Source organism: Pseudomonas sp. H2_D02 (genome assembly GCF_054677635.1).
Map to the genome: position 1 here is coordinate 3,121,434 of NZ_CP162816.1, position 24,026 is coordinate 3,145,459.

The following is a 24,026-nucleotide window of genomic DNA, read 5'->3' on the forward strand; positions in this document are numbered from 1 at the left end:
CAAGGGCACCTGCGGGGTAAACCCCCCGGCCCACACCTGGATCGTACAGAGAGAATCGATATGAGTGTTCCCAGTTACACCAGTGGACCGCAAACCACACCCTTGCTGGCGATGACCATCGGCGCAGCGTTCGATCGAGCGGTGGAACGGTTCACCGATGGCGAAGCGTTGGTCGTACGGCATCAAGGGCTGCGCTATACCTGGGCACAGTTGGCCGCGGAGGTGGATCGTTGCGCCCGAGGGTTGCTCGCGCTGGGCCTCAAGGCCGGTGAACGGATAGGCATCTGGTCGCCGAACTGCGCGCAATGGTGCATCACCCAGTTCGCAACCGCCAAGGTGGGGGCGGTGCTGGTGAACATCAACCCGGCCTACCGTCTGACCGAGCTTGAGTACACGCTCAAGCAATCGGGGTGTCGCTGGCTGATTTGTGCCGACTCGTTCAAGACTTCCAACTACCACGCGATGCTTCACGATCTGCTGCCCGAACTCCACCGCTGCGCTATCGGCGTACTGGAAAGCGGCCGGTTGCCTGAATTGCGGGGCGTGATCAGCCTCGGCGACACGCCGGCTGACGGCATGTTGTCATGGGAGGGCCTGTTGGACCTGGCGGAACAAGTGCCTGCGGAACAACTACGGCAATGCGGTGAGCAACTGCAGTTCGACGACCCCGTCAACATCCAGTACACCTCGGGTACCACTGGATTTCCCAAAGGTGCCACCCTCAGTCACTACAATATCCTGAATAACGGTTTCATGGTCGGTGAAAGCCTGAAGCTCAGCGAGCACGACAGGTTAGTGATACCGGTGCCGCTGTATCACTGCTTCGGCATGGTCATGGGCAATCTGGGGTGTGTCACCCACGGAACGACAATGATCTACCCCAGCGCAGCCTTCGATCCGCTGGAGACCCTGCGGGCCGCCGCACAGGAGAAAGCGACCGGCATGTATGGCGTGCCGACGATGTTCATTGCCATGCTCGACCACCCGGAGCGCCAATTATTGGACTTGAGCCGTCTGCGAACGGGCATCATGGCCGGCTCCACCTGCCCGATCGAAGTCATGAAGCGAGTGATCGACGACCTGCACCTCAAGGAGATGCAGATCGCCTACGGCATGACCGAAACCAGCCCGGTCTCCACCCAGACCGGCCCGGACGACGATATCGAGCACCGGGTCACCCGTGTCGGCCGCACTCAGCCGCATCTGGAAAGCAAGATCGTCGATGAGCAAAACCGGATCGTTGCTCGCGGTCAGATCGGCGAACTGTGTACCCGAGGCTACAGCGTAATGCTCGGCTACTGGAACAACCCGCAAGCGACCGCGGAGGCCATCGACGACGCAGGCTGGATGCACACCGGTGACCTGGCAATCATGGATGAGGAGGGTTACCTGAGGATCATCGGGCGCAATAAGGACATGATTATTCGGGGCGGCGAGAATGTTTATCCGCGCGAAATCGAAGAGTTCTTCTTTACTCATCCTTCGGTAGCAGATGTGCAGGTCATCGGTGTGCCGGACAAAGCCTACGGAGAAGAGATTGTAGCTTGGGTCAGGTTGCATGAGGGGCACCAGGTCAGCGCCGACGAGTTGCGCGAGTATTGCAAAGGTCGGATCGCTCACTTCAAGACGCCGCGCCATTTCAAGTTCGTTAACGATTTTCCGATGACCGTCAGCGGCAAGGTGCAGAAATTCCGCATGCGTGAAATCAGCGTAGAGGAATTGGGATCACCGAAAAGCGACTTTTTATAGTCATTGGCAATTCGCCGCATGCAGCTTTAATCGCCAGGATCCGGTTGTGAGCGGCCATCGAGTCGGCTGCCAATGCGGACTTTGCCGCCCGATGGGCTATAGATCGAACAAAGTCGCATAGATTCGAGGCCACCCTCTTAGCCCTTGATGCACGTCAAAAACAAGTCCAGAATCAAGCCTTTCCTGCCCCGGCAAGAAAAGAAACCCCCTTAAATTTCAACGAGTCGGATGCCAGATACAAGTCTCGTTTCCCGCTCCAAATATTGTTCTTTGTAGTTCTTCTGAACTACATCGAAACACAAAAAAAGCGACCTCAGGGTCGCTTTTTTTGTGTTCACCATTTCTTAAAATCGGCCTGCTCAAAACCACGCGATTAGTTCATCCAAAATTCAATTACAGGCGACCCGATTTCATCAAAAATTGAGTACATGGCTGTTCCCGTCGCCTGATCTTTCAACCTGGGTTGTACGACTTTCCTGGCTATGCTCCCGAATTTCCGCACTCGATTGCTTTGTCACCCGAGGTCGCAGTTGAAACCCGGATCCGGCCGTAAGCGTCAGGACGCTCGAGCCGGATTTTTTCGGATGCCTTCGTCATACTCAGGAACGCGTATCGTCGCGGCGACGACTAGCCTCGACGTTGAGTTGGCCCCAGGGCTTGGTGCAAATCAGCGATCAAGTCCTCAATCGCCTCAATTCCTACCGACAGACGAATCATTTCGGGCTTCACGCCAGCCTTTGCTTGTTCCTGCTGGTTCATTTGCCGATGGGTAGTGGAGGCCGGATGGCAGGCAAGCGACTTGGCGTCACCGATATTGACCAGTCGCTTGAAGATTTGCAGAGCATCATAGAAGCGCACGCCTGCGTCATAGCCGCCCTTCAAACCAAACGATAGGATCGCCGACGGTTTACCCTGCATGTATTTTTGTGCCAGTGCGTGATGAGGATGGTCCGGGAGGCCGGCGTAGCTGACCCATTCCACTTCAGCATGGCTCTGCAGGAATTGCGCAACTTTCAGGGCGTTGTCAGTGTGACGCTCCATGCGCAGCGCGAGCGTTTCCAGGCCTTGCAGCAGCAGGAACGCGTTCATGGGTGCCAGTGCCGCGCCGGTGTTGCGCAATGGCACTGTGCGTGCGCGCGCGATGAAGGCGGCGGGCCCGAACTTCTCGGTATAAATCACGTCATGGTACGCCGGCTCGGGCTGGTTGAGGCTGGGAAATTTTTCCGGGTATTGGGTCCAAGGGAAATTGCCGCTGTCGATGATCACACCGCCCAGGGAATTGCCGTGTCCGCCGACGTACTTGGTCACGGAATGCACAACGATATCGGCCCCAAACTGAATCGGCTTGCACAGGATAGGCGTAGCCACCGTGTTGTCGACCATCAGCGGTACGCCGCGGGTGTGAGCAGCTTCAGCCAGGGCTTCGAGATCAATGATGTTACCCGCCGGGTTGCCGATGCTTTCGCAGTACACCAGCTTGGTGTTGTCGTCGATCAGTTCGGCGATAGCCTCGGCAGAGTCATCTCGGGCAAAACGCACCTCCACGCCAAAGCTTGGCAACAGGTGTGCGAAGAGAGTGTAGGTGCCGCCATAGAGCTGTGGAGTGGTGACGATATTGTCACCTGCGCGGGTTAACGTTTGGATCGCATAATGGATTGCCGCGCTGCCGGCCGATACGGCCAGCCCTGCCACGCCGCCTTCGAGGGCGGCCATCCTTTGTTCCAGCACATCATTGGTGGGGTTCATGATTCTGGTGTAAATGTTGCCCGGCACGTCCAGGTTGAACAGGTCGGCACCGTGTTGGGCGTTATCGAATTCGAAGGCAACATTCTGATAGATAGGCACTGCGACAGCCTTGGTGGTCGGGTCCGACGTGAAGCCATGGTGCAGTGCGATGGTGGCGTCTTTCATGATTGGTATTGATCCCTTTAAATTATTCTGGATTTTGCGGCATTAAGATCCTCTCGAAGTCGATTATGCCGATCGTTGAGCGCTTTGACCCGGTAAGTCGAAATCTACCGTAGGGGTTTACGCCCCCCCCTCGGCTATTGGGAAACAATTGAAATCAAGGGCCCCGAAGAGCCCTAGAGTCTAGTCGACACCCGGAATCAAGGGCATCCAACTGCTGCATGAAATCAGTTTCCCGTAAGGAAACAACGTGATGACATTTTCTTGAGTCGAGCTGTTTGCGTCGGTAAACCAGCGTCAACTGGGGCCCAATAAATCAGAACTCCAGTGAAGCGCCGTCTTCCGGAATCGCTACACGGTTCTCAATACCGTGCTTCTTGACATAGGTGCGCAGTTCTTCACGAGTCAGGGACATGTGATTGATTGCATCCATGTGTACGGCGACGATCTTCGCGTATTTCGCAGCCTGAGCGGCGCGTAGAACATCTTCCTCACCCATGATGATCGACCCCTCATATCCGGTCATCATTGCCTTGCCTGCATTCAGTACGATCACTTCGGGGTGATACTTCTCAATGGTCTGGTCTACCTCTTTACGCCAGACCGTGTCACCGGCAAGGTAAAGGGTCTTGTAGCCTGGCGCTTGAAAGACCACCCCCATGGCTTCACCTAATGGCTTTGCCAGGGCTGGCACGGCATACATTTCATCTGTGCCATGTTGACCACCGGTTTTCGTAATTCTGACGCCGCCGAATTCAGCGTCGCCTTCCAGGACGCGCACATTCTTGAAGCCTTGTGAACGAATCAGCTTCGCATCGTCCTCATGTTGAGTGAATAAAGGGATGTCTTTAGGTAGGGCTTTTTGCGCGGCGTCGTCCCAGTGATCAAGGTGCGTGTGAGTGACGATCACTGCGTCGACGCCGGCGATAACCTCAGAAGGTGACTCGGTCAGATCAACCAATGGATTTCGAAGGTTACTGCGGTAGGTATTTTCAAATCCTGGGTAAGCGCCCTTTTTGGCGAGCATCGGATCGATCAGGAATGTCGTTTCACCGTAGGTGATTTTGGCCGTCGCGTTACGAACTTGCTGTAGATCCATTTTAGGGGACGCGTCAGGTGCCGTTGGGGCATTTGTGCCCGCGAATGCCGACGTGGTCGCGGCTGCGCAAGCCATGCTTAGTGCAACGCGAAGCGTTTTAAAACTCATGAATTCAGTCTCCAGTTGGTACCTCAAGGCTTCATTCTTGCTGAATGCTTTCAAGGCTGACAGTGGCCTGAATGACATATTTCGATATAATCGGGCCAATCAGTTTTTCGTTTCCAGAACGGAAAGAGGGGGAGGCGACAGCTCAATTCAGCCTCTGCCAAGCATTTAACCGAGGGCGCGCGCCCAGATACCTGCGAGCGTAACGACAAGCCCATTGGGCCAAACCGAGGCTACCTGATGCATTCCATACGTGTTGCTGTCTTGGCTTTTGATGGCGTAAGCCTGTTCCATCTTTCTGTACCCGGGATGGTGTTGGGGGCAACTCAGTCCGCGCCTGGCGAACCTCATTACGAGATCAAATACTGCGCAGAGACGCCGGGAATGGTGGCAAGCGATCAAGGCCTCGGTTTAGAGGTCACTCAGGGCCTGGAATTGATGGCGGCATCTGACCTGATCATCATCCCTGCGTGGGGGGATCAAGCGGTTTGTGCATCTGCCGAACTTGTGAAAGCGCTTCAACTCGCCAATTCCGAAGGAAAGCTCATCGTTGGGTTGTGTCTAGGCGCATTCGTGCTTGGAGATGCCGGGCTACTTGATGGCAAAGAAGCGACCACGCATTGGACTGCTCGAGACGAGTTTGCGCGACGCTTCCCAAATGTTCGTTTCAGGCCAGAAGTGCTTTATGTCAGCGCAGAGAATATCGTGACGTCAGCAGGAACCGTGGCGGCAATTGATTGTTGCCTTCATTTGGTTCGCGAACGACTTGGAGCCGAGGCCGCGAATCGCACCGCGAAAATGCTAGTCACACCGCCACATAGGCAGGGAGGGCAGGCTCAATACATAGAATATCCTGTGCCGCACTTATCTAGAGAGACGCATTTGTCTGATGTACTGGAATGGGCTCGGATGAATCTGTCCAGTGACCTGACGCTCGACGTCCTGGCGGACAGGGCAAAGATGAGTCGGCGCACTTTCACTCGGCGCTTCAGGGAGGCTACCGGCAGCACCGTCTCTAAATGGTTGAATGCCCAGCGCGTTGTCAGGGCGCAGGAACTGTTGGAAACGACTGACCTGCCCATTGAGTGTGTGGCGGGTGAAGCAGGGTTTGGCACCCCCTTATCCTTGAGGCAACAATTCGGCGTTCAGCTCGGCACCTCGCCGTCTGAGTACAGGCGAATGTTTTGTCGTGACATGAGCCCGGTCCGAAAGACGAGCGACAGTGAGCAGACTGCCGGACTGTCTAGCTAAATGATTGAAACCGAAAAGCTTCAGTCATTATCGCTCTTAGAAATCCACGGTCACTCCGGTATAAAACGCGCGACCATCACCAGGCAGGAACGAGGCTCCATGCAAACCATGCGCCTGCCCAACTGGTAAGCTCGGCCATCAATTTGCAGGATGAATGGCCATGTCATTACGCGCGCTTCGAACACTGCTTGCCATTGCCCAATACGGTTCTTTTGTTCGGGCAGCGGACGCCGTGCACCTGACCCAATCAGCGGTCAGCCTTCATGTTCGGTCATTGGAGGAGGATTTCAATACGCTCCTGTTTGACCGCTCACGACGGTTGCCGGTGCTGACGGATGCAGGCCATATTGCCGTTGAGCGCGCGCGAGAAATTCTAGCCTTATACGACGGGATCTCCTCCGAGATTGGAGGCGACACTGAGTTGCGCGGCAGGCTCAGAATCGGTGCCATTCATACAGCGCTGGCGAGCGTCTTGCCCCTCGCGTTGTTGGCAATGCGTGCTGAGCATCCTCACCTGCGCATCACTGTTGCGTCGGGAATGTCCGCTGAGTTGGCCTCGCGCGTGGAGGCGGGCGAGCTTGACGTTGCGATCACCACGGAGCCGGTGAAGCCACACCCTTATGGCCTGGCAAGCACGGTACTTTACGAGGAAGGGTTCTGGATCATCGCGCTCGGCTGTCCCATGCGCATGAGGACTTGAAGCTTCTACTCAAAAGCCAGCCGTTCATTCGATTTGATCGTCGCGCCTGGGCAGGTCGTACCATTGAGCGAGAGCTTCGCGCTATGCGGCTGCGCGTGCAGACCAGCATGGAACTGGATAGCCAGGATGCGATTATCCAGATGGTCTCAAGCGGGCTGGGCGTATCCATCATTCCGCTCTCTGGACATCAAGTCGCAAGCTTGAAAACACTGGCCGTTGGGCCTTTCGGCATCCCTCAAAAAACTAGGCGCGTGGTATTGCTGGAGCGCGAAGATCGTCCCCTTGGGCGACTGGCGGCAGCCCTGGCGAACGCGGTGAAAGCGCATGTCTTGCACGATAAACCATGAGTAATACTTGTTGATTGCTGAAGTTTAAAACGTTTTTATTTTGGAGTCCGACCTCTTATCGTGGTCCTCGTACAAGTGAGTTCTTGAGGGCACCATGATTACTGGACCTGCCGTAGACATGCCGCTGATGAGCCGACTGATTGTGGGATGTGAACCGTCGGCACAAAAAACCAAGGCACGCGTATGACCCTTTCCTTGTTGACTGCCTTGTTGCCCATCGCACTACTGATCATGCTGGGCGCGTGGCTCAAGCGTCGTCATTTTCTGACGGATACTTTTTGGGCACAGGCAGAGCGCTTGGCGTACTACGTGTTGCTGCCTTCTCTTTTCTTTCACGGACTGGCGACCGCCAACCTTGATGGCGTGCCCTTTCAAAGCATGGTTTCGGTGCTCGTGTTCTCGACTGTGGTGGTATCGCTAATGTTGTTGGGCGCGAAGTCGCTGATCACCATGGACGATGCTGCGTTCACTTCGGTTTTTCAGGGTGGGATACGTTTCAATAACTACGTAGGCGTGTCGGCAGCCGCGGGCTTGTTCGGTGTGCAGGGTATAGCCCTGGCAGCGGTCGCGAACGCGGCCATAGTGCCCAGTGTGAACATTCTGTGCGTAATGGTGTTCGCGAAGTACGGATCAGCCGGCAGGATGCCATTTAGCAAAGTCCTCAAGCAGTTGGCATTGAACCCACTGATACTCGCGTGCTTCGCCGACGGATTGGTCCAGGTCTCGGGCTGGGGACTGCCTGTCGGTATTGAGCCGATGCTCAAGGCCTTGGGACAAGCGTCACTGCCGCTCGGATTGCTCTGCGTTGGTGCTGCGCTTGAGTTCGGAAGCATAAGGCAATGGTTTCGCCCGGTGGGTTACTCGTCGCTGACCAAGTTTCTAATCATGCCACTGGTTACGCTTTGGGCGTGCCACCTGTTCGAACTTGAAGGAAAGGCCGCGGTTGCAGCACTTTTATTCCAGGCACTGCCCACAGCCTCATCCTCCTACATCATGGCAAGGCAATTAGGGGGAGACGCCCCCCTTATGGCTGGGATCATCGCTTGCCAGACCATGCTGGCAGGATTAGCACTTCCAGCGGTCATCCTTGTGATGGCCCGGTGGATTTGAGTGTCAGTATTTCGAGGCGATCGCCTACGCGCGTTAGGCACAGCCCATAAAGCGCTGTGCCTAACGCAGTCATCATTTGTTCATGGCGGATATCATCTATCAGATGCTGGGCAACAATGTGTTCAATACCAAGTCGTTCAAGCAGCCGGAAGCCAATAATTCACTGGCCGCATTGATATCCGGCGCGAAGAAGCGATCCTTCTCGTAATAGGCCACTTTGCTTCGCAGGCTCTTCCTGGCCAGTTCCAGCTTGGGCGACGTCTTCAAGCCGTCACGCAAGTCCAGACCTTGGCAGGCCGCTAGCCACTCCACAGCCAGGATTCCACGGGTGTTTTCAGCCATTTCCCACAACCGTTTGCCGGCGGCGGGTGCCATCGATACGTGATCTTCCTGATTGGCGGATGTGGGCAGGCTGTCTACGGAATGGGGGTGAGCCAGCGCCTTGTTCTCGCTGGCCAGCGCTGCTGCTGTCACCTGAGAAATCATGAAGCCCGAGTTCACGCCGCCATTGGCTACCAGGAACGGCGGCAGTTGTGACATGTGTTTGTCCATCATCAACGAAATGCGGCGCTCGCTCAGCGAGCCGATTTCAGCAATGGCCAATGCCATATTGTCTGCGGCCATGGCCACTGGCTCGGCATGGAAGTTGCCGCCAGAGATCACGTCACCTTCAACGGCAAAGACCAGTGGGTTATCGGATACGGCATTCGCTTCGACGACTAATACTTCCGCGGCCTGACGGAGCTGGGTCAGGCATGCGCCCATGACTTGAGGTTGGCAGCGTAGAGAGTAGGGGTCTTGGACCTTGCCGCAGTCTTTGTGCGAATCGGCGACCTCACTGCTTTGGCCCAGCAGGTCGCGATAAGCAGTAGCTGTATCAATCTGGGCCTTCTGGCCGCGAGCGGCATGGATACGTCCGTCAAACGGCGAGCGGGAGCCCAAGACAGCTTCGACCGTCAACGCACCGATGGCCAAGGCGCCTGCAAACAGGTCTTCGCCCTCGAACAAACCGCGCAGAGCATAAGCAGTGGACACCTGGGTACCGTTGAGCAACGCCAAACCCTCTTTGGCAGCCAGCGTCAACGGCGCCAAACCGGCCACCTTCAGTGCTTCGGTGGCTTCCAGCCATTCGCCCTTATGACGGGCTTTGCCTTCTCCCAGCAGCACGAGGGACATGTGCGCCAAAGGTGCCAAGTCACCAGATGCGCCGACCGAACCTTTTAACGGAATATGCGGATACACCTCGGCGTTGATCAATGCTATCAGAGCATCGATCACCACGCGGCGTATGCCGGAGAAACCACGGCTGAGGCTATTGACCTTGAGCACCATGATCAACCGCACCAGCGCATCGCTGATCGGCTCACCCACACCAGCGGCGTGGGACAGTACTAGCGAACGTTGCAGATTTTCCAGATCTTCACTGGCGATACGGGTCGAGGCCAGCAGGCCGAAACCGGTATTGATACCGTAGGCGGTGCGATTCTCGGCGAGGATCTGTTCCACGCAAGCGACACTGGCTTCAATTTGCGCAGAGGCACTGTGGTCGAGGGTAATTTTCACCGGACGCTGGTAAACGTCACGCAGTTGGGCAAGGCTCAGTTGGCCTGGGATAACGTTAAGAGTTTTCATGCTGTGGCTCCTTTAACAAGAGTGATCATTGGCAGGTTCAAGCCTTGCTCTTTCGCGCAATCAATGGCGATCTGGTAACCGGCATCGGCATGGCGCATCACGCCCGTGCCCGGGTCGTTGTGCAGCACGCGGGCAATCCGCTCGGCCGCTTCGTCGGTGCCGTCGCAGACGATCACCATGCCCGAATGCTGGGAGAAGCCCATGCCGACGCCGCCACCGTGGTGCAGTGACACCCAGGTCGCACCACTGGCGGTGTTGAGCAGGGCATTGAGCAGTGGCCAGTCGGAAACGGCGTCGGAACCGTCCTGCATGGATTCGGTTTCACGGTTCGGGCTGGCCACGGAACCGGAATCGAGGTGGTCACGGCCGATGACGATCGGCGCCGACAGCTCACCGCTGCGCACCATCTCGTTGAACGCCAGGCCCAACTTGGCGCGCTGGCCCAGGCCAACCCAGCAGATCCGTGCCGGCAAGCCCTGGAAGCTGATGCGCTCGCGGGCCATGTCCAGCCAGTTGTGCAGGTGGGCGTCGTCGGGGATCAGTTCCTTGACCTTGGCGTCGGTCTTGTAGATGTCCTGCGGGTCACCCGACAGCGCCGCCCAGCGGAACGGGCCGATGCCACGGCAGAATAGCGGACGGATGTAAGCCGGGACGAAACCCGGGAAGTCGAAGGCATTCTCGACGCCTTCTTCCTGGGCCATCTGGCGGATGTTGTTGCCGTAGTCGAAGGTCGGCACACCCATTTTCTGGAAGGCCAACATGGCTTTGACGTGCACGGCCATCGATTGCTTGGCGGCCTTCACCACGGCGGCGGGCTCGGTCTTGGCGCGGGCACGGTATTCGTCCCAGGTCCAGCCGGCCGGCAGGTAGCCGTTGAGGGGGTCGTGGGCGCTGGTCTGGTCGGTGACCATGTCCGGACGCACACCACGACGGACCATTTCCGGCAGGATCTCGGCCGCGTTCCCACACAGCGCGATGGAAATCGCCTTGCCTTCGGCGGTGTATTTCTCGATGCGCGCCAGGGCGTCGTCGAGGTCTTTGGCCTGCTCGTCGACGTAGCGGGTTTTCAGGCGGAAATCGATGCTCACCTGCTGGCACTCGATGTTCAGCGAGCATGCACCGGCCAAGGTCGCGGCCAACGGTTGCGCACCGCCCATGCCGCCCAGGCCGGCGGTCAGGACCCAGCGGCCCTTGAGGTTGGAATCGTAATGTTGGCGACCGGCCTCGACGAAGGTTTCATAGGTGCCTTGCACGATGCCCTGGCTGCCGATGTAGATCCAGCTGCCGGCGGTCATCTGGCCGTACATGGCCAGGCCCTTGGCGTCGAGTTCGTTGAAGTGTTCCCAACTGGCCCAGTGCGGCACCAGGTTGGAATTGGCGATCAGGACGCGCGGGGCGTTGCTGTGGGTCTTGAACACGCCCACCGGCTTGCCGGATTGCACCAGCAGGGTTTCGTCGTGGTTCAGGTTGGTGAGGCTTTCGACGATCTTGTCGTAGCACTCCCAGTTGCGCGCCGCGCGGCCGATGCCACCGTAGACCACCAACTCCTTGGGGTTCTCGGCCACTTCCGGATCGAGGTTGTTCATCAACATCCGCAGCGGCGCTTCGGTCAGCCAGCTCTTGGCGGTCAGCGTGTTACCGCGAGGGGCGCGGATTTCGATATTGCGGAAATGGAGTGGTTTGCTCACCGGTAATCCTCTCGAAATGACTTGCAGCTTATTGTTGGTTTTCGCTACATCTGGCGAGTAAATATAATCATGTATATACAAGCTTAATCAAGCAGATTTTTGACCGCTATTGTTGTCGGCATGAATATCTTCACGTGATTAGTTTTTTCGTTCGAATGGCATTGATGCAGGTTTTGCCATCAAGCTTTGCGCACTGGGCGCGCTGTGACAGTTTCAGCCAGGGATCATGAGCTGAGCCATAGCAAGGCGCTGGGATTGCTCTCGCACGGGGCTCTTCTAGTCAACAGAACGGCGAACCATTCCGGCCGCAATCGCGCGCCTGAAAACATTTTTCAGGCGCGGTAAGCGTCCAGCCGGCTTAAGGCACTTCGGTTATTTCAGATTGCCGCTGAGAAATTGCTGCAAACGCTCGCTCTTAGGGTTCCCCAGCACTTCCTCAGGCGGCCCTTGCTCTTCTACGAGCCCTTGGTGCAAGAACAACACCTGGTTCGATACCTTACGAGCGAAGCTCATTTCGTGCGTCACCATGATCATGGTTCGGCCTTCTTCGGCGAGGCCCTGAATGACCTTCAGCACTTCTCCCACGAGTTCAGGATCCAGGGCAGAAGTGGGTTCGTCGAACAGCATGATTTCCGGTTCCATGGCCAGCGCCCGGGCTATCGCGACGCGCTGCTGTTGGCCGCCCGAGAGAAAGGCCGGGTATTGATTGGCAACTCGCGATGGTAAACCAACCTTGTCCAGGTAACGCCGAGCCAGCTCCTCTGCATCCTTCTTGCTGACCCCCAACACTCGGCGAGGGGCCATTGTGATGTTGTCGAGCACGGTCATGTGGCTCCACAGATTGAAATGCTGGAATACCATCGCCAGTCGCGTGCGCAGCCGCTGCAGTTCATCTGCATTTGCAACGCGCATGCCGTGGTGGTCATGGATCATGCGTATCGGCTGATTGTCGAGGCTCATGGCGCCGTTGCTAGGGATTTCCAGAAAGTTGATACAGCGCAAAAAGGTGCTTTTGCCCGACCCGCTGGCACCGATCAGGCTAATGACGTCTCCGGCCTTTGCGTTCAGCGAAACACCCTTGAGGACTTCGTGGTCGCCATAGCTTTTATGCAGGTTTTCTACGGTCAGTTTGTACATATTCAAGCACCCTGAATTAATGAGCTGGGCCGAGGAACGACAGCCAACGGCGCTCAGCCAGACGGAACAGACCGACCAGAGAGAAAGTGATAGCGAGGTAAATCGCTGCGGCGATGCCGAACGATTGGAAGGTCAGAAATGTTGCTGAATTGGCATCTCTGGCAACCTTGAGGATGTCCGGTACCGTGGCGGTGAAGGCGACCGTGGTGGAATGCAGCATCAGTATCACTTCGTTGCTGTAGTTCGGCAGTGAGCGACGCAATGCAGACGGCATGATGATGTAGGTGTAAAGCTTCCATCCTCGAAGCCCAAAGGCCTTCGCTGCTTCGACTTCACCATGATTCATGTTGCGAATCGCCCCGGAGAAGATCTCCGTGGTGTAGGCGCAAGTGTTCAAGGCAAAGGCCAGGATGGTGCAGTTCAATGCATCGCGAAAGAATGCATCAAGCAGCGGTTGGGAGCGCACCGCAGCGAGGCTGTAGATGCCGGTGTAGCAGATCAGTAGCTGTATATACAGAGGCGTGCCACGGAACAAATAGGTATAGAACTGCACGGGCCAGCGCACGAAAAGGTTGCTTGATACCCTGGCAATCGACAGCGGGACCGCCATCAAGAAGCCGAAGAAGAGCGAGGCACTGAGCAGCCATAGTGTCATCGCCAAGCCCGTGATGTGATAACCATCGTGGTACAGGAAGGGTTTCCAATATTCTTGCAATAGCTCGATCATCGCACGGCCTCCCGAGTTCCTGCGGCGTAAAAACTTTCCAGCCTGCGCAAGACATAGTTTGACGCGGTGGTGATAACCAAATAGATCAACGCTGCAAGGACGAGGAAGAAGAACAGTTGATAGGAACTCTTTCCTGCATCCTGGGCAACCTTGACCAAGTCAGCCAGACCAATGATCGAGACCAGTGCGGTCGCTTTCAGGATCACCATCCAGTTGTTGCCAATGCCCGGTAATGCAAAGCGCATCATTTGCGGGAAAAGCACCAGGCGGAATCGTTGGGCGCGGGTCAGGCCATAGGCCGTGGCTGCTTCTAATTGCCCCTTTGGAACGGCGAGAATCGCTCCGCGGAAGGTTTCGGTGAAATACGCACCGTAGATGAAGCCCAGGGTGATGACCCCTGCGCTGAACGGATTGATTTCGATATATTCCCAGCCAAAGGCATCGGTCAGATTCGTCAGCCACGTCTGAAGGCTATAGAAGATCAGCAGCATCAAGACCAGGTCGGGCACGCCGCGGATAAGCGTGGTGTAGGCTTGCGCAGGGATGCGTAGCAAGGCTGACTTCGAGAGTTTCGCGCTGGCACCGATCAATCCCAGGCCCACGCTCAGCAACAAGCACAGTGCGGATAATTTGACAGTCATCCAGGAGCCTTGCAGCAACAGCGGGCCGAAACCCTTTAGGCTGAAGCCTAGAGTCTGCAATAGGTTTTCTAGCATTGGACAGCCCTTCGTCAATCAAGAAAAACGCCCATCCGAAAATGGGCGCAGCGTGTTATTTACCGCTGTAGATATTCTGATCACCAAAGTGTTTTTTCTGGATGGCTACATAGCTGCCATCCTCATGCAGTGCCTTGATGCCTTTGTTTATCAGGGCCTTGAGATCGGCGTTGCCTTGGGCGAGACCTACCGCGGTTTTCGCGGGCAACAGTTCATGCTCGACTGCTTTACTTACCTCAAAATTTGCCCCTTGCGGCGACTTCAAGAAGCCCATTTCGGCTTGCAACATATTCTGGATCGAGGCATCGAGACGGCCAGTCACCAAGTCCGAATAGACCTGATCCTGGTTGGCATAGGCTTGGGTTTTGACTCCGGCTTTGTTCAGTACGGCCTTTGCATAAGCTTCCTCGGTGGTGCCTTGCTCATAACCAACCGTCTTGCCGACGAGCGTCTTGATATCTTCGGTCAGGCCGGAGCCTTTCTTGAAAACGAAGGAGGTAGGAACGGAGAACAGCTCATCGGAGAAGTCGATGACCTTTTCGCGCGAGGATGTCACGGTCATGGCGGAGATCACGCCGTCGAATTTGTTGGCTTTCAGGCCGGGAATCATGCCGTCAAAATCACTCTCGACCCATTTGCACTTCACTTTCAATTCAGCACAAATCGCATTGCCTAAGTCGATGTCAAAGCCCACCAGGCTACCGTCGGCAGCTTTGGACTCGAAAGGGGCATAAGAGGGGTCAACGCCGAACCGCAACTCCTTGTACTCCTTGGCCGAGGCAAAGCTGCCAGCCACACACAACGCCAGTACAGAGAGGGTCAAAATAGATTTTTTCATTGTTTTTATTCCTAAGGACCAAAGAGCGCTTGAGCGCACGGATGCGGTACGGAGCTCGTGTGTGTCGCTATGGGAGTGGTACACAGAGCCCATTTTTTGGTTTAAGCGTGTCGAGGTGACGGATCGACTTTACCGCGTAAATACATACTTGTACATACAGGCATAGCCAATCAAGCAGCCATTTATCTGCTCGGATGTGCATGGGTGGAAGAAGGGCTGGAAACGCTGAGGGGAGGGGGGTGAGCAGTTTCGTTTTTTCCGGTCACTACGGGCGTAGGGCCTGGGTCTATTGTGATGTATGAATCAGAAAGCGACCGACGCCCTTTGGAAGCGGCGCTGGTCAAGTTTTACGGCAGATGTGTCGAAGAGTCAGACGTCTCTGTGAGCTGCATTCATGGGTAAGCGACTACCCAGTCGATAGCGGGAGGAGGGGTGGACGAGCCGCACAAAGGTGACAATTTTGTTTTGGCTCCAAGTCCGGCGTATGAGGGCCAGGCAAGGTTCGGTTGCATCGATTTGCAGATGTTTGCTCTCCTCTGCGCTGGGGTGGCAGGCCTCTACGATATGTTCCATTTCGTCGGGCTTGATGACTTGCAAAAGGTATTTTGCCGGTTGCAGGTGTTCGCCGAATTTTTGTTTCAGGAACTCTGGCACCAGCTCGGGATTGACGTAACGATCCTCAAGCTGCACTGGCACGTCTTCTTCGCTGTGCGCACAAACCAGATGAAAAACCGAAGAGCCCGTGGGCAGGCCCAGGGCGGAAGCGACTGACATCGATGCGGATTCGCGTCCCAGGTGCAGGACGCGACAGCCGTAACTATGACCCCGAGCGAGAATCTCGTCAGCGATGTTGGTGATGCGCAACAGGTTCGATTGCGGCTTGCTTTCGGCTACGAATGTTCCAACACCTGAAATCCGTACCAATAGACCTTCTTCGGTCAGCTCGCGCAGGGCTCGATTGACGGTCATGCGCGAGATGCCCAGCTCTTGCACCAGCTGGTTCTCTGAGTAGATCAGGTCGCCAGGTTTCCAAACGCCCGCTCGAAGTTGGTCCAGCACAAATTCCTTCGCGCGTCGGTAGAGCGCTTGTGGTGCATTTTTGATCATCAGTCGGTCCGTGTCTCTTGTGCGGCAAGGACTCTTGCCAAGGAATGGAGGAAAAGATCGTTATCCTCACAGCTTCCTATGGATACCCGCAAGTACTGAGTATATCCCGCTTCGCGCCAAGGCTTGATGATGACCCCTTCGCGCAGTAATGCCTGGTTGATGATTTCGGCAGGATAAGGGGTGCTGAAAAAGAGGAAGTTGGCCATGGAGGGGGCAGTTGTGATGCCTTGCTCTTGCAGTGCGATCTCCAGTCGTCGGCGTTCGCTGGCGACGTGCGAGAGGCCGGCATTCAGATGATTTTCATCGGCCAGCGCGGCGACCGCAGCGGCTTGGGCCACTCGGTTTACGTTGAAGGGGGTGCGCAGGCGATTGATCAAATCGGCCAGTAGCGGGTCGCTGACAATGCCATAGCCGATGCGTAAACCTGCCAATGAATAGGCCTTGGAGAAGGTTCGAAGCAGGATAAACGGCTTGCCGCTGGCCTGGATCAAGCCGAGGCAGTCTGGGTACTCAGGCTCCCATTGGGCGTATTCGTAATAGGCTTCGTCAAACACCAGCAAGCACTTGGGAGGTAATGCATCGAGCAATTGCTTCAATTCGATTGCGCTCAAGGTGCAGCCAATCGGATTGGAGGGGCAGGAAAACATCAGCACATGGGTATGCGGTGTAAGGGCGGAAATCATCGCCGCCACGTCAAAAGTGCCTTGGTCGGTCATGGGGACACCGATTACCCGAGCGCCGGCTGCCACTGGAAAAATGAAATGCAAGCCGAAGGAGGGCACCACGGTAACCACTTCATCATCATGGTCCAGAAACACTCGACTGATGACACTCAGCAAATCCTCAGAGCCGTTGCCGAACACGAAGCGATCTTCCGGAACATCAAGTTTTTCCGAGAGTGCGGAGCGCAGTGCCTGGCAGCCAGAGTCGGGGTACAGCGCAATCTCATGGCAGGCTTGGGTGGTCGCGGCGTTGACGGCGGGGGCGGTGCCCATTGGGTTTTCATTGCTGCCCAATTTAGCGACGCGTGTCAGACCGAAGCGTTTGCGCACTGCATCAGCGGCGAGGCCGGCGTTGTAACTGGCCAATTCGCGTACTTCAGCGCGAGCAAGCAGGGTCAGGTCGTTGGCGTTCATACAAGGCTAACCTCTCGGGAATTTTGCTGGAAGGTATTGCGATCTGGATGGTGCCGCAGGGGACGCTGCGGGCTCGGCTGTTCAGCGGTTTGAAGGATTTCGCGCGGGAGGCTGTAGTGGAAGAGTGTCGCCAGTTCGGCGATCCGGCCTGCGAGGCTCATCCCTTCGGTAGTCGCGGCAGTCATAGGGTGCAGCTTTTTCATTGATTACCTCTTAGGTGCAGGGCCACAAGGAGGTGTTGCTGTATGATCCTGTATATATAGGTAACGCAATGTTCAGGCCAAGCCTTATCTTTTCTGTTGATCGCTGCTCGTAAACGCCTTCCAGGCCAGGGGGTGCTCACATGAATATTGGTTCGGGTGTAACTGAAGGTTGCATCGGAGTGTTTCCGGTGTCTCGTTGATGAGTCGAAAGGAAGCGCATGGTAGGCCTTTCTGCGGACAGTATTTTGGACAGAAGCAGTGCTCGATCCACTTCGGATCAGGGGTCTGAAGGGGATCCTTGTCTAACAGGCACGGTAAATGCTTAGTCCTGTATATACAGTCCCATCGATCGGGCTTGTAGACCGATTTCCGATCTGCTGTGACACGCTCGGTCGAGTCGATGGCTAAAAATGGCGCCTGTTATAGGCGCGTTCATAAGTCCGCTTAGAGAGAATCACCACAATGACGGTTAGCAATCTGCCCTTTTCAAAAGTCCGCCACAGCCAAGGTCTCGTGTTTTTGTCTGGAGAGTTGCCGTTCAATGAGGATGGCAGCTTCCCGGAGGGTATCGAGGCACAAACGCGCCTGACCTTGATGCGCATTGCTCAAACACTGGAAGCTGAGTCACTGTCGTTGGATGACGTTGTGAGCGTCACGGTGTACTTGACCGAGCGGAGTAACTTCGCCGAGTTCAACAGGATTTATGCTTCGTTTTTCACGACCAATTTGCCTGTTCGCGCTACCGTCTGTGCCGGCCTCGTGGTGGATGCGTTGGTTGAAATCAGTGTCATCGCGCAGCAGCGTGCTTGAGTTGGAGGCAGCGTGAACGACAAACAAGTAGTAGTACTGGGTGCTCAGCATCGTTGGTATAAGCACGGCCCTGCATCTGCAACGCCGGGGCTGTGCGGTGACCTTGGTAGACAAGGGGTCGCCCGGGCGCGAGACGTCATACGGTAATGCCGGGATCATCCAGCGCGAGGCCGTTGAACCGTACGGGTTCCCAAGGGACCTGGCGAGCCTGATGAGAGTGGTGACCAAGCGCGATATCGGCGTCAATTATCATCTGCGTGCGCTGCCGGAGTACATGCCTACGCTGACCAGGTATTGGGCCAACTCAGCGCCAAGGCATTACCAAGCTATTGCGGACGCCTTTCGGACCTTGGTCGAGCATTCAATCAGCGAGCATTCCGATTTGATCGAGCAAAGCGAGGCCCAACACCTGATCGTGCGCAAAGGTTGGATTCAAGCTTTTCGAACCTCGGAAAAATATGAAAAGGCGATGGAGAGCGCCCAGCGTGTGAGTGCGCACGGTGTATTGTCGCAAGCGTTGGACGGCGCCGGGCTCAGGCTCGCAGAACCCGCTTTGGGTGAAGCTCTCGTTGGGGGGATTCACTGGCTTCAACCTTGGACCTGTGTTGATCCGGGTGAGCTGGTGCAACGCTATGCCGAGCTCTTCTTGCGTGAGGGCGGACAGTTTGAACGCGGCGATGCCCGTTCATTGCGCCAAGCGGGAGCCGGCTGGCGAGTCTCCACCGAGTCCGGGCCGGTCGAAGCATCACAGGTCGTCGTGGCGCTTGGTCCTTGGGCCCAAGAGTTGCTGAGGCCCATGGGTTACCGCATCCCGTTGTTTATCAAGCGTGGTTATCACGCCCATTTCGCCGACGGGGCAAACTTGAGTCGCCCGGTGCTTGATACCGAGCAAGGCTACATGTTGGCGCCGATGAAGCGTGGTGTGCGCCTATCAACGGGAGCCGAATTCGCCCGTCTCGATGCGCCTCTGACCCCAGTGCAGCTAGGGAAGGCCGAAAGCGCGGCCCGACAACTCTTGGCATTGGGATCTCAGGTTGAGCGGACGCCATGGAGCGGTGCGCGACCTTGTACCGTTGATATGAAACCGGTCATTGGTGCCGCGCCGTCGCATAAGGGGCTCTGGTTCAACTTCGGCCATGCCCATCAAGGATTTACGCTAGGTCCGGTCAGTGGCCGGCTGCTTGCGGAATTAATGATGGGAGAAACACCAGTGGTCGAGCCGGCACCCTTCGCTCCTGGGCGTTTCTGAATTGACGGTGCGTCGACCTTCTCGTCCCTCCTCTTGAGAGGAGGGCAGGCATTTTCTGAAAGAAAAATGACGACCGAGTTGTCTCGTTTCCACGTCGTGTGAGCAACGTTTACGGCACTCGCCGCGGGCGCTTTTACCCATGGGCGCCCACGTTCCATCTGCCTGCCCAGGAATACTCATGAACATCAAACAGAAACTCACGTGGGCGTTTGCCGCTATCGCCTGCGCGCCAGTCATATTGGTCGCAATGGTTGTCGTACTGAACTTGCGTAGCGCAGCGCAAGCCGGTTTCCTGGACAGCAGTGGCCGCGAAATCAGGCAGATTGACCGCGGGATGCGGCAGTTTTTCGACAGCATCCGCCAAAACGTCGAATACCTTGCCAAAGACCCTCGGATCGCCAACGTTCAGGGATTGAAGAACTATGCGGCCGCTGACGCCCCGCAAACGCCTGTGACGAAGGTCGATCGACAGATCCAGGTGGTATTCGACAGTTTCGCAGAAACCCACCCAACCACGGCTTCCATTTCCCTTGGACTCAATGACGGAGGTTTTGCAGGTTGGCCCGATGACCAGACAATGGCCAGCTACGACCCACGGGTGCGACCTTGGTACAAGGCTGCCATGGAAGCCGCACGAGGCTCAACCGTAAGGACGGGCGCGTATTACTGGGCACCCGATGACATGGTGCTGGTCAGCACGGTCCGCACGATCAATGACGCGAGCGGTGCCGCGGTGGGCGTCGTTGGCGTGGACGTATCGCTCAAGCAACTGACTGAATTGGTCAAAGCCATCAAGTTGGGCAAGAGTGGTTACCTGATGTTGGTCGAGGCCAATGGCAATGTCTTGGTCGATCCCGCAAATGCCAAAAACAATTTCAAGCCGTTAGGTGAGCTAGGACCCGGCTATGCCGAATTGGCCAAAAGCGCTGATGGGGTGACTCAAGTCGAGATCGATGGTGTGCCATACATGGTCAACGTCCTGAGTTCCGATGGCCTGGGATGGCGTTTTATTGGCCTGATCAAGCGTGATGAAGTGATGGCCGACGCCATGAGCCTGACCTGGTTGATTACAGCCATCGCTGTTGCATTGGCCGTGGTGTTCGCCATCGTTGGTGCTGGTTTTGCCAGCGTGATCGTGCGCCCGATTCGTGGCGTGGCTGATGGGTTGCAAGAGATTGCCGAAGGTGAAGGTGACCTTACACGTCAACTCCAAGTACGGGGCAAGGACGAAACTGCCAACCTGGCCGGTTGGTTCAATCAGTTTCTAAGCATGATCGCTCAGTTGGTGAAGCGTATTGGCAAGGCGTCGTCCGATCTGCAAGTCGCTGCCGCTGACACCAACGAAGTCGCTAATAACATGAACCTGGCTGCCGGCCGCCAACGTGAGGCGGTGGAACTGGTAAGCACCGCTTTCAATGAAATGCTCGCCACTGCCAATGAGGTCGCACGTTCCTGCAGTGCCGCGGCGTCGAGTGCTGACGAAGGCTACCGCGACGTGCACGATGGCCAGAAGCAAATCAGCGAAGCCACCGGCAGCGTGCTCAAGCTCAGTGAGGAGCTGCAGGTATCGACCCAGACCATGCAGCTGCTCGAGCAAGACAGCAATAACATCAATGCGATTCTCGACACCATTCGCTCGATTGCCGAGCAGACCAACTTGCTGGCGCTCAATGCCGCCATCGAGGCCGCTCGCGCGGGTGATCAAGGGCGTGGCTTTGCAGTGGTCGCGGATGAAGTTCGCGCCCTGGCTCGTCGCACCTCCGACTCTACCGGCGAAATAGACAGCCTACTGGGTAACCTCGCTCGCCGTACCCAGGAAGTCACCCAGCAGATGCAAGGCAGCCTGCAAGCGTCCCAGGCTAGCGTGCAGCGGATCCAGCGGGCCCGCGACAGCTTCGACAAGATCCGCGCTTCAGTGGACTCGATTCGCGACCAGAACACCCAGATCGCCACGGCGGCAGAGGAGCAGCATCAAGTGGCGGAGGAGATCAATCGGCACATCGCACAGATCCACGCCGATGCGCAGATGGTAGAGGAGTTCGCGCATTCAGCCCATGCCGGATCGGGGCGAATGACGGCCATTTCTGGCCAGCTTCAAGGATTGGTCGGGCGCTTCAAGTTTTAGTCCGTACGAACAATGGACGCTCAATTGCCGATTAGAGGGTAAGCCCCGTGAGCGTTGAGCCCAGAGAAAAAACAGTGAAAGCCGCCGTCCCTGGCGGTCCCGTCCAGCGGGCCATTCAAACAGGCTGATCAACGCGGGAAGGACTGCGCTCCGAATCATGATTAGACCTGTCAGGTCGCCAGACCGTGTGCTGCATTCCGTTCGGGGTCGTCAGTACTTCCACTGCACAGCGATTTCCAGACTGCGCGGCTCGCCCACGTAATACTGGGTGTTGCTCTGGTGGATGAAACGGGCATAGACCTCGTCGGTCAGGTTGCGCAGGCGCGCGCTGACCTGTACGTGTTTGTCCAGATCGTGGGTCATGGACAAACCATAGACAGTGTACGAGGGCACCCAGGTCGTATTGGCGGTGTTGGCGTAGACCGACGACACATAGCGCACGTCAGCCCCGAGCTGCCAGTCAGGAGCCACGTCATAGGTCAGCCAGAGATTGGCTACGCGGTCGGGAATATTCACCGGATTCTTGCCTTTGCGCGAGAACACAACACCGGCGATGGTTTCATTGAACTCGTCGTACTCAGCCCTTACCCAACTGAAGTTACCAGCCGCCAATAGCTTGGGCGTGATCTTGAATGAAGCGGCCAGCTCTATGCCGGTGGAGGTTTGTTGACCCGCTTGTTCGGTGGTGTTGGGCACCGTCGAGGAGGGGACGGAGATGTTCTTGCGCACGATGCGGTAGGCCGCGGCGGTGGCCGAGCCGCGACCGTCAAGAAAATCGAACTTGCTGCCCACCTCGAATTGGCGACCGGTGCTCAAGTCGAAGTCGCTCACCTGGGCAATGGAGGCGCTGGTAAGCGTCCCTCCCGGCGGCTCGGCCGAGGTACTGTATTGGGTATAAAGGCTGACATTCGACGTCAGGTCGTACACCAGGCCCAGGCGTCCCGTGATTGCATCCCAACGCTTGTCGAGCCTGGCCTGCGCCGCATGATCGACGATCTCGAAGTCGATATGGTCATAGCGCAGCGCAGTGATCAGCGCCAGTTGCTCGGTCAGGCGCGTGCGGTTCTCGACGAACGCCGACGAGGTATCGGTCCACGTACTGCGACCTTTAGTGTGCGGTGCATCCATCCCCGGAATGTCCAGGAAGTGGCCCGGCTCGAAGCCATCTGGATCGATGGTGTCGAAGGCGCCTTTGGACAACGGGTAGTTGGTTTGCTGGTTGGTGTTGTAATCCACGCCCAGCGCCCAATCGCTGGCCAGGCCGAACAGTTGAGCCTGGTGAGTCAGCTCGATGCGGTCACCGTTGACCTCCTGGTCGTGCCGCTGGCGGTAACCGCCGGAGCGGGCGATGGCGCTGTTGTCGCTGTTGTAGCGGTAGACCTCAAGGTTGCGGTAATCGCGCTGGCCATCGTAGTGGTAGAAGGTATTGCGCAATTGGGTGTTGTCGTCCAGCTGGTAGTCGGTGATCGAGCGTATCCAGCGGGTGCTCTGCTCGTAGCGACCGTCCTCGACGTTGTAGTTGTTGAAGCGGTTGCGCTTGTCGATCTGCAGCTTGCCGGTCAGCGGTTGCAGCACCGGCGTGCCCCAGTAGGGACTGTCTTCCTTCTCCTCCAGGTACTCGATCGCCAGCGTATGGGAGAGTCGGTCGTTGATGTCGCTGAGCAGCGAGAAGGCCAGGTTGCCCGCACCGTTCTCCTGGCGGTCGATGTAGCCGTTGCTGTTGGTGCGGCTGTAGTCGAGGCGCGCGTAGTGGCGTGGGCCATCGCCACTGTTGAGCGCTTTATTGAAGCCGACCGCGGTTTCCCAGGTGTCGTAGCGACCGTAGCTCATCCGGCCTTCGAAGGTATCTTCGTCGCGGTTGGCAAGCTTGGTGATCACGTTCAGGCTGCCACCCACGGCACCGCTGCCGTTGAGGAACGAGGAGGGGCCGCCGAGCAATTCCACCCGGTCATAAATCCAGGCGGCGACCGGACGTGCTGCGCCGCCGTATTGCAGATTGATGCCGTTGAACAACTGGCTGATCTGGGCACCGTTGAAACCACGGTACGACACATAGCCACCCCAGCCGGGCGGCGCGGAAGCGTTCACCCCAGGCAGGGCGTTCGCCGCGTCCTGAAAGTTGCGTGCCCCGATGCGTTCCATTGTCTTGCGATCGGCCACGCTCACAGAGGCGGGATTTTCCCGAGCACTGAGGTTCAGGCGCGAGCCGCTTTCGATGGGGGTGTCCAGGTCCAGGCTGGTGGCCGGTTTCGGCTGGTCGGCCGAGGCGTTGATGTAGCTGGTGGGTAAGTTCAGTGTCGTGTCTTGCGCCCACGCGCAGGTGCTGCCCGCGAGCAGCGCTAAAGTAGTCAAGCGAAACATGAAAAGCTTCCTGGCTTAATTCGATGAG

General features: G+C 56.8%; 18 protein-coding genes and 2 pseudogenes. 8 read left to right on the forward strand and 12 right to left on the reverse strand.

All coding sequences use genetic code 11. From position 1 onward, the window contains the following. Positions 1-60 precede the first annotated feature (60 nt). Positions 61-1,749, forward strand: a complete 1,689-nt coding sequence (locus AB4N42_RS14545; RefSeq protein ID WP_068934536.1) for an AMP-binding protein — start codon at positions 61-63, stop codon at positions 1,747-1,749. A 627-nt stretch (positions 1,750-2,376) separates the two neighbouring features. Here the strand turns inward: AB4N42_RS14545 and AB4N42_RS14550 are convergent. Together AB4N42_RS14550 and AB4N42_RS14555 are read right to left on the reverse strand one after the other, a co-directional pair. Beyond that, positions 2,377-3,660, reverse strand: a complete 1,284-nt coding sequence (locus tag AB4N42_RS14550; RefSeq protein WP_159285551.1) for an O-acetylhomoserine aminocarboxypropyltransferase/cysteine synthase family protein — start codon at positions 3,658-3,660, stop codon at positions 2,377-2,379. 313 nt (positions 3,661-3,973) lie between these two features. Further along, positions 3,974-4,864 (reverse strand): MBL fold metallo-hydrolase, encoded by an 891-nt coding sequence (locus AB4N42_RS14555; RefSeq protein WP_030141443.1) that lies wholly within the window; start codon positions 4,862-4,864, stop codon positions 3,974-3,976. A gap of 237 nt (positions 4,865-5,101) precedes the next feature. Here AB4N42_RS14555 and AB4N42_RS14560 point away from each other — a divergent pair, with 237 nt between their 5' ends. From AB4N42_RS14560 to AB4N42_RS14570, 3 genes and pseudogenes are all read left to right on the forward strand, one after another. Beyond that, the gene (locus AB4N42_RS14560; RefSeq protein ID WP_033864582.1) at positions 5,102-6,112 is read left to right on the forward strand and encodes a GlxA family transcriptional regulator; all 1,011 of its coding nucleotides are present in this window, start codon (positions 5,102-5,104) and stop codon (positions 6,110-6,112) included. 160 nt (positions 6,113-6,272) lie between these two features. Beyond that, a pseudogene (locus AB4N42_RS14565) lies at positions 6,273-7,159 on the forward strand (LysR substrate-binding domain-containing protein). Between the two features lie 183 nt (positions 7,160-7,342). Then, positions 7,343-8,269 carry an AEC family transporter gene (locus AB4N42_RS14570; RefSeq protein ID WP_460116356.1) on the forward strand — a complete coding sequence of 309 codons (927 nt, stop codon included), beginning with the start codon at positions 7,343-7,345 and terminating at the stop codon, positions 8,267-8,269. A 99-nt stretch (positions 8,270-8,368) separates the two neighbouring features. On the opposite strand, the gene hutH is transcribed toward AB4N42_RS14570, so the two are convergent. The 9 genes from hutH to AB4N42_RS14615 form a co-directional block, all read right to left on the reverse strand. After that, the gene (gene hutH / locus AB4N42_RS14575) at positions 8,369-9,901 is read right to left on the reverse strand and encodes a histidine ammonia-lyase (protein WP_095962580.1); all 1,533 of its coding nucleotides are present in this window, start codon (positions 9,899-9,901) and stop codon (positions 8,369-8,371) included. Next, positions 9,898-11,589, reverse strand: coding sequence for a urocanate hydratase (gene hutU, locus AB4N42_RS14580; protein WP_172436063.1), 1,692 nt, complete (start codon positions 11,587-11,589; stop codon positions 9,898-9,900). Before hutU ends, hutH begins: the two co-directional genes overlap by 4 nt. A gap of 372 nt (positions 11,590-11,961) precedes the next feature. Next, positions 11,962-12,726 carry an ABC transporter ATP-binding protein gene (locus AB4N42_RS14585; RefSeq protein ID WP_411387223.1) on the reverse strand — a complete coding sequence of 255 codons (765 nt, stop codon included), beginning with the start codon at positions 12,724-12,726 and terminating at the stop codon, positions 11,962-11,964. Between the two features lie 16 nt (positions 12,727-12,742). Further along, positions 12,743-13,453 carry an ABC transporter permease gene (locus AB4N42_RS14590; RefSeq protein ID WP_030141828.1) on the reverse strand — a complete coding sequence of 237 codons (711 nt, stop codon included), beginning with the start codon at positions 13,451-13,453 and terminating at the stop codon, positions 12,743-12,745. Next, positions 13,450-14,169 (reverse strand): ABC transporter permease, encoded by a 720-nt coding sequence (locus AB4N42_RS14595; RefSeq protein WP_025214430.1) that lies wholly within the window; start codon positions 14,167-14,169, stop codon positions 13,450-13,452. Before AB4N42_RS14595 ends, AB4N42_RS14590 begins: the two co-directional genes overlap by 4 nt. Before the next feature lie 55 nt (positions 14,170-14,224). After that, positions 14,225-15,007, reverse strand: coding sequence for a transporter substrate-binding domain-containing protein (locus AB4N42_RS14600; RefSeq protein ID WP_025214429.1), 783 nt, complete (start codon positions 15,005-15,007; stop codon positions 14,225-14,227). A gap of 369 nt (positions 15,008-15,376) precedes the next feature. Beyond that, entirely contained in the window at positions 15,377-16,114 is a 738-nt protein-coding gene (gene hutC / locus AB4N42_RS14605; protein ID WP_025214428.1) for a histidine utilization repressor, read from the reverse strand. Continuing rightward, positions 16,114-17,250, reverse strand: coding sequence for an aminotransferase class I/II-fold pyridoxal phosphate-dependent enzyme (locus tag AB4N42_RS14610; RefSeq protein ID WP_460116357.1), 1,137 nt, complete (start codon positions 17,248-17,250; stop codon positions 16,114-16,116). Before AB4N42_RS14610 ends, hutC begins: the two co-directional genes overlap by 1 nt. Beyond that, positions 17,247-17,453 carry a hypothetical protein gene (locus AB4N42_RS14615; RefSeq protein WP_411387225.1) on the reverse strand — a complete coding sequence of 69 codons (207 nt, stop codon included), beginning with the start codon at positions 17,451-17,453 and terminating at the stop codon, positions 17,247-17,249. The genes AB4N42_RS14610 and AB4N42_RS14615 overlap by 4 nt, the downstream gene beginning before the upstream one ends. A 462-nt stretch (positions 17,454-17,915) precedes the next feature. On the opposite strand from AB4N42_RS14615, the gene AB4N42_RS14620 reads away from it, so the two are divergent. The 4 genes and pseudogenes from AB4N42_RS14620 to AB4N42_RS14635 all read left to right on the forward strand — a co-directional run bounded on the left by AB4N42_RS14620 (position 17,916) and on the right by AB4N42_RS14635 (position 21,637). Next, complete coding sequence (locus AB4N42_RS14620; protein WP_411387226.1) at positions 17,916-18,263, forward strand: RidA family protein; 348 nt, start codon at positions 17,916-17,918, stop codon at positions 18,261-18,263. 40 nt (positions 18,264-18,303) lie between these two features. Continuing rightward, a complete protein-coding gene (locus tag AB4N42_RS14625) occupies positions 18,304-19,512 on the forward strand; it encodes an NAD(P)/FAD-dependent oxidoreductase (RefSeq protein ID WP_460116358.1) in 1,209 nt (402 codons plus the stop codon). 247 nt (positions 19,513-19,759) lie between these two features. After that, positions 19,760-20,773: pseudogene (locus AB4N42_RS14630) on the forward strand (cache domain-containing protein); the annotation flags it as partial. 96 nt (positions 20,774-20,869) lie between these two features. Beyond that, positions 20,870-21,637: a methyl-accepting chemotaxis protein gene (locus AB4N42_RS14635; RefSeq protein WP_374046025.1), complete on the forward strand. Its 768-nt coding sequence runs from the start codon at positions 20,870-20,872 to the stop codon at positions 21,635-21,637. 210 nt (positions 21,638-21,847) lie between these two features. On the opposite strand, the gene AB4N42_RS14640 is transcribed toward AB4N42_RS14635, so the two are convergent. Then, positions 21,848-23,998, reverse strand: a complete 2,151-nt coding sequence (locus AB4N42_RS14640; protein WP_460116359.1) for a TonB-dependent receptor — start codon at positions 23,996-23,998, stop codon at positions 21,848-21,850. Positions 23,999-24,026 lie beyond the last annotated feature (28 nt).

What these genes read in the sequence shown, in the direction of transcription:
- AB4N42_RS14545 (WP_068934536.1), top strand. Translation starts at nt 61, where the DNA reads ATGAGTGTTCCCAGTTACACCAGTGGACCGCAAACCACACCCTTGCTG.
- AB4N42_RS14550 (WP_159285551.1), bottom strand. Translation starts at nt 3,660, where the DNA reads ATGAAAGACGCCACCATCGCACTGCACCATGGCTTCACGTCGGACCCG.
- AB4N42_RS14555 (WP_030141443.1), bottom strand. Translation starts at nt 4,864, where the DNA reads ATGAGTTTTAAAACGCTTCGCGTTGCACTAAGCATGGCTTGCGCAGCC.
- AB4N42_RS14560 (WP_033864582.1), top strand. Translation starts at nt 5,102, where the DNA reads ATGCATTCCATACGTGTTGCTGTCTTGGCTTTTGATGGCGTAAGCCTG.
- AB4N42_RS14570 (WP_460116356.1), top strand. Translation starts at nt 7,343, where the DNA reads ATGACCCTTTCCTTGTTGACTGCCTTGTTGCCCATCGCACTACTGATC.
- hutH (WP_095962580.1), bottom strand. Translation starts at nt 9,901, where the DNA reads ATGAAAACTCTTAACGTTATCCCAGGCCAACTGAGCCTTGCCCAACTG.
- AB4N42_RS14585 (WP_411387223.1), bottom strand. Translation starts at nt 12,726, where the DNA reads ATGTACAAACTGACCGTAGAAAACCTGCATAAAAGCTATGGCGACCAC.
- AB4N42_RS14590 (WP_030141828.1), bottom strand. Translation starts at nt 13,453, where the DNA reads ATGATCGAGCTATTGCAAGAATATTGGAAACCCTTCCTGTACCACGAT.
- AB4N42_RS14595 (WP_025214430.1), bottom strand. Translation starts at nt 14,169, where the DNA reads ATGCTAGAAAACCTATTGCAGACTCTAGGCTTCAGCCTAAAGGGTTTC.
- AB4N42_RS14600 (WP_025214429.1), bottom strand. Translation starts at nt 15,007, where the DNA reads ATGAAAAAATCTATTTTGACCCTCTCTGTACTGGCGTTGTGTGTGGCT.
- hutC (WP_025214428.1), bottom strand. Translation starts at nt 16,114, where the DNA reads ATGATCAAAAATGCACCACAAGCGCTCTACCGACGCGCGAAGGAATTT.
- AB4N42_RS14610 (WP_460116357.1), bottom strand. Translation starts at nt 17,250, where the DNA reads ATGAACGCCAACGACCTGACCCTGCTTGCTCGCGCTGAAGTACGCGAA.
- AB4N42_RS14615 (WP_411387225.1), bottom strand. Translation starts at nt 17,453, where the DNA reads ATGAAAAAGCTGCACCCTATGACTGCCGCGACTACCGAAGGGATGAGC.
- AB4N42_RS14620 (WP_411387226.1), top strand. Translation starts at nt 17,916, where the DNA reads ATGACGGTTAGCAATCTGCCCTTTTCAAAAGTCCGCCACAGCCAAGGT.
- AB4N42_RS14635 (WP_374046025.1), top strand. Translation starts at nt 20,870, where the DNA reads ATGAACCTGGCTGCCGGCCGCCAACGTGAGGCGGTGGAACTGGTAAGC.
- AB4N42_RS14640 (WP_460116359.1), bottom strand. Translation starts at nt 23,998, where the DNA reads ATGTTTCGCTTGACTACTTTAGCGCTGCTCGCGGGCAGCACCTGCGCG.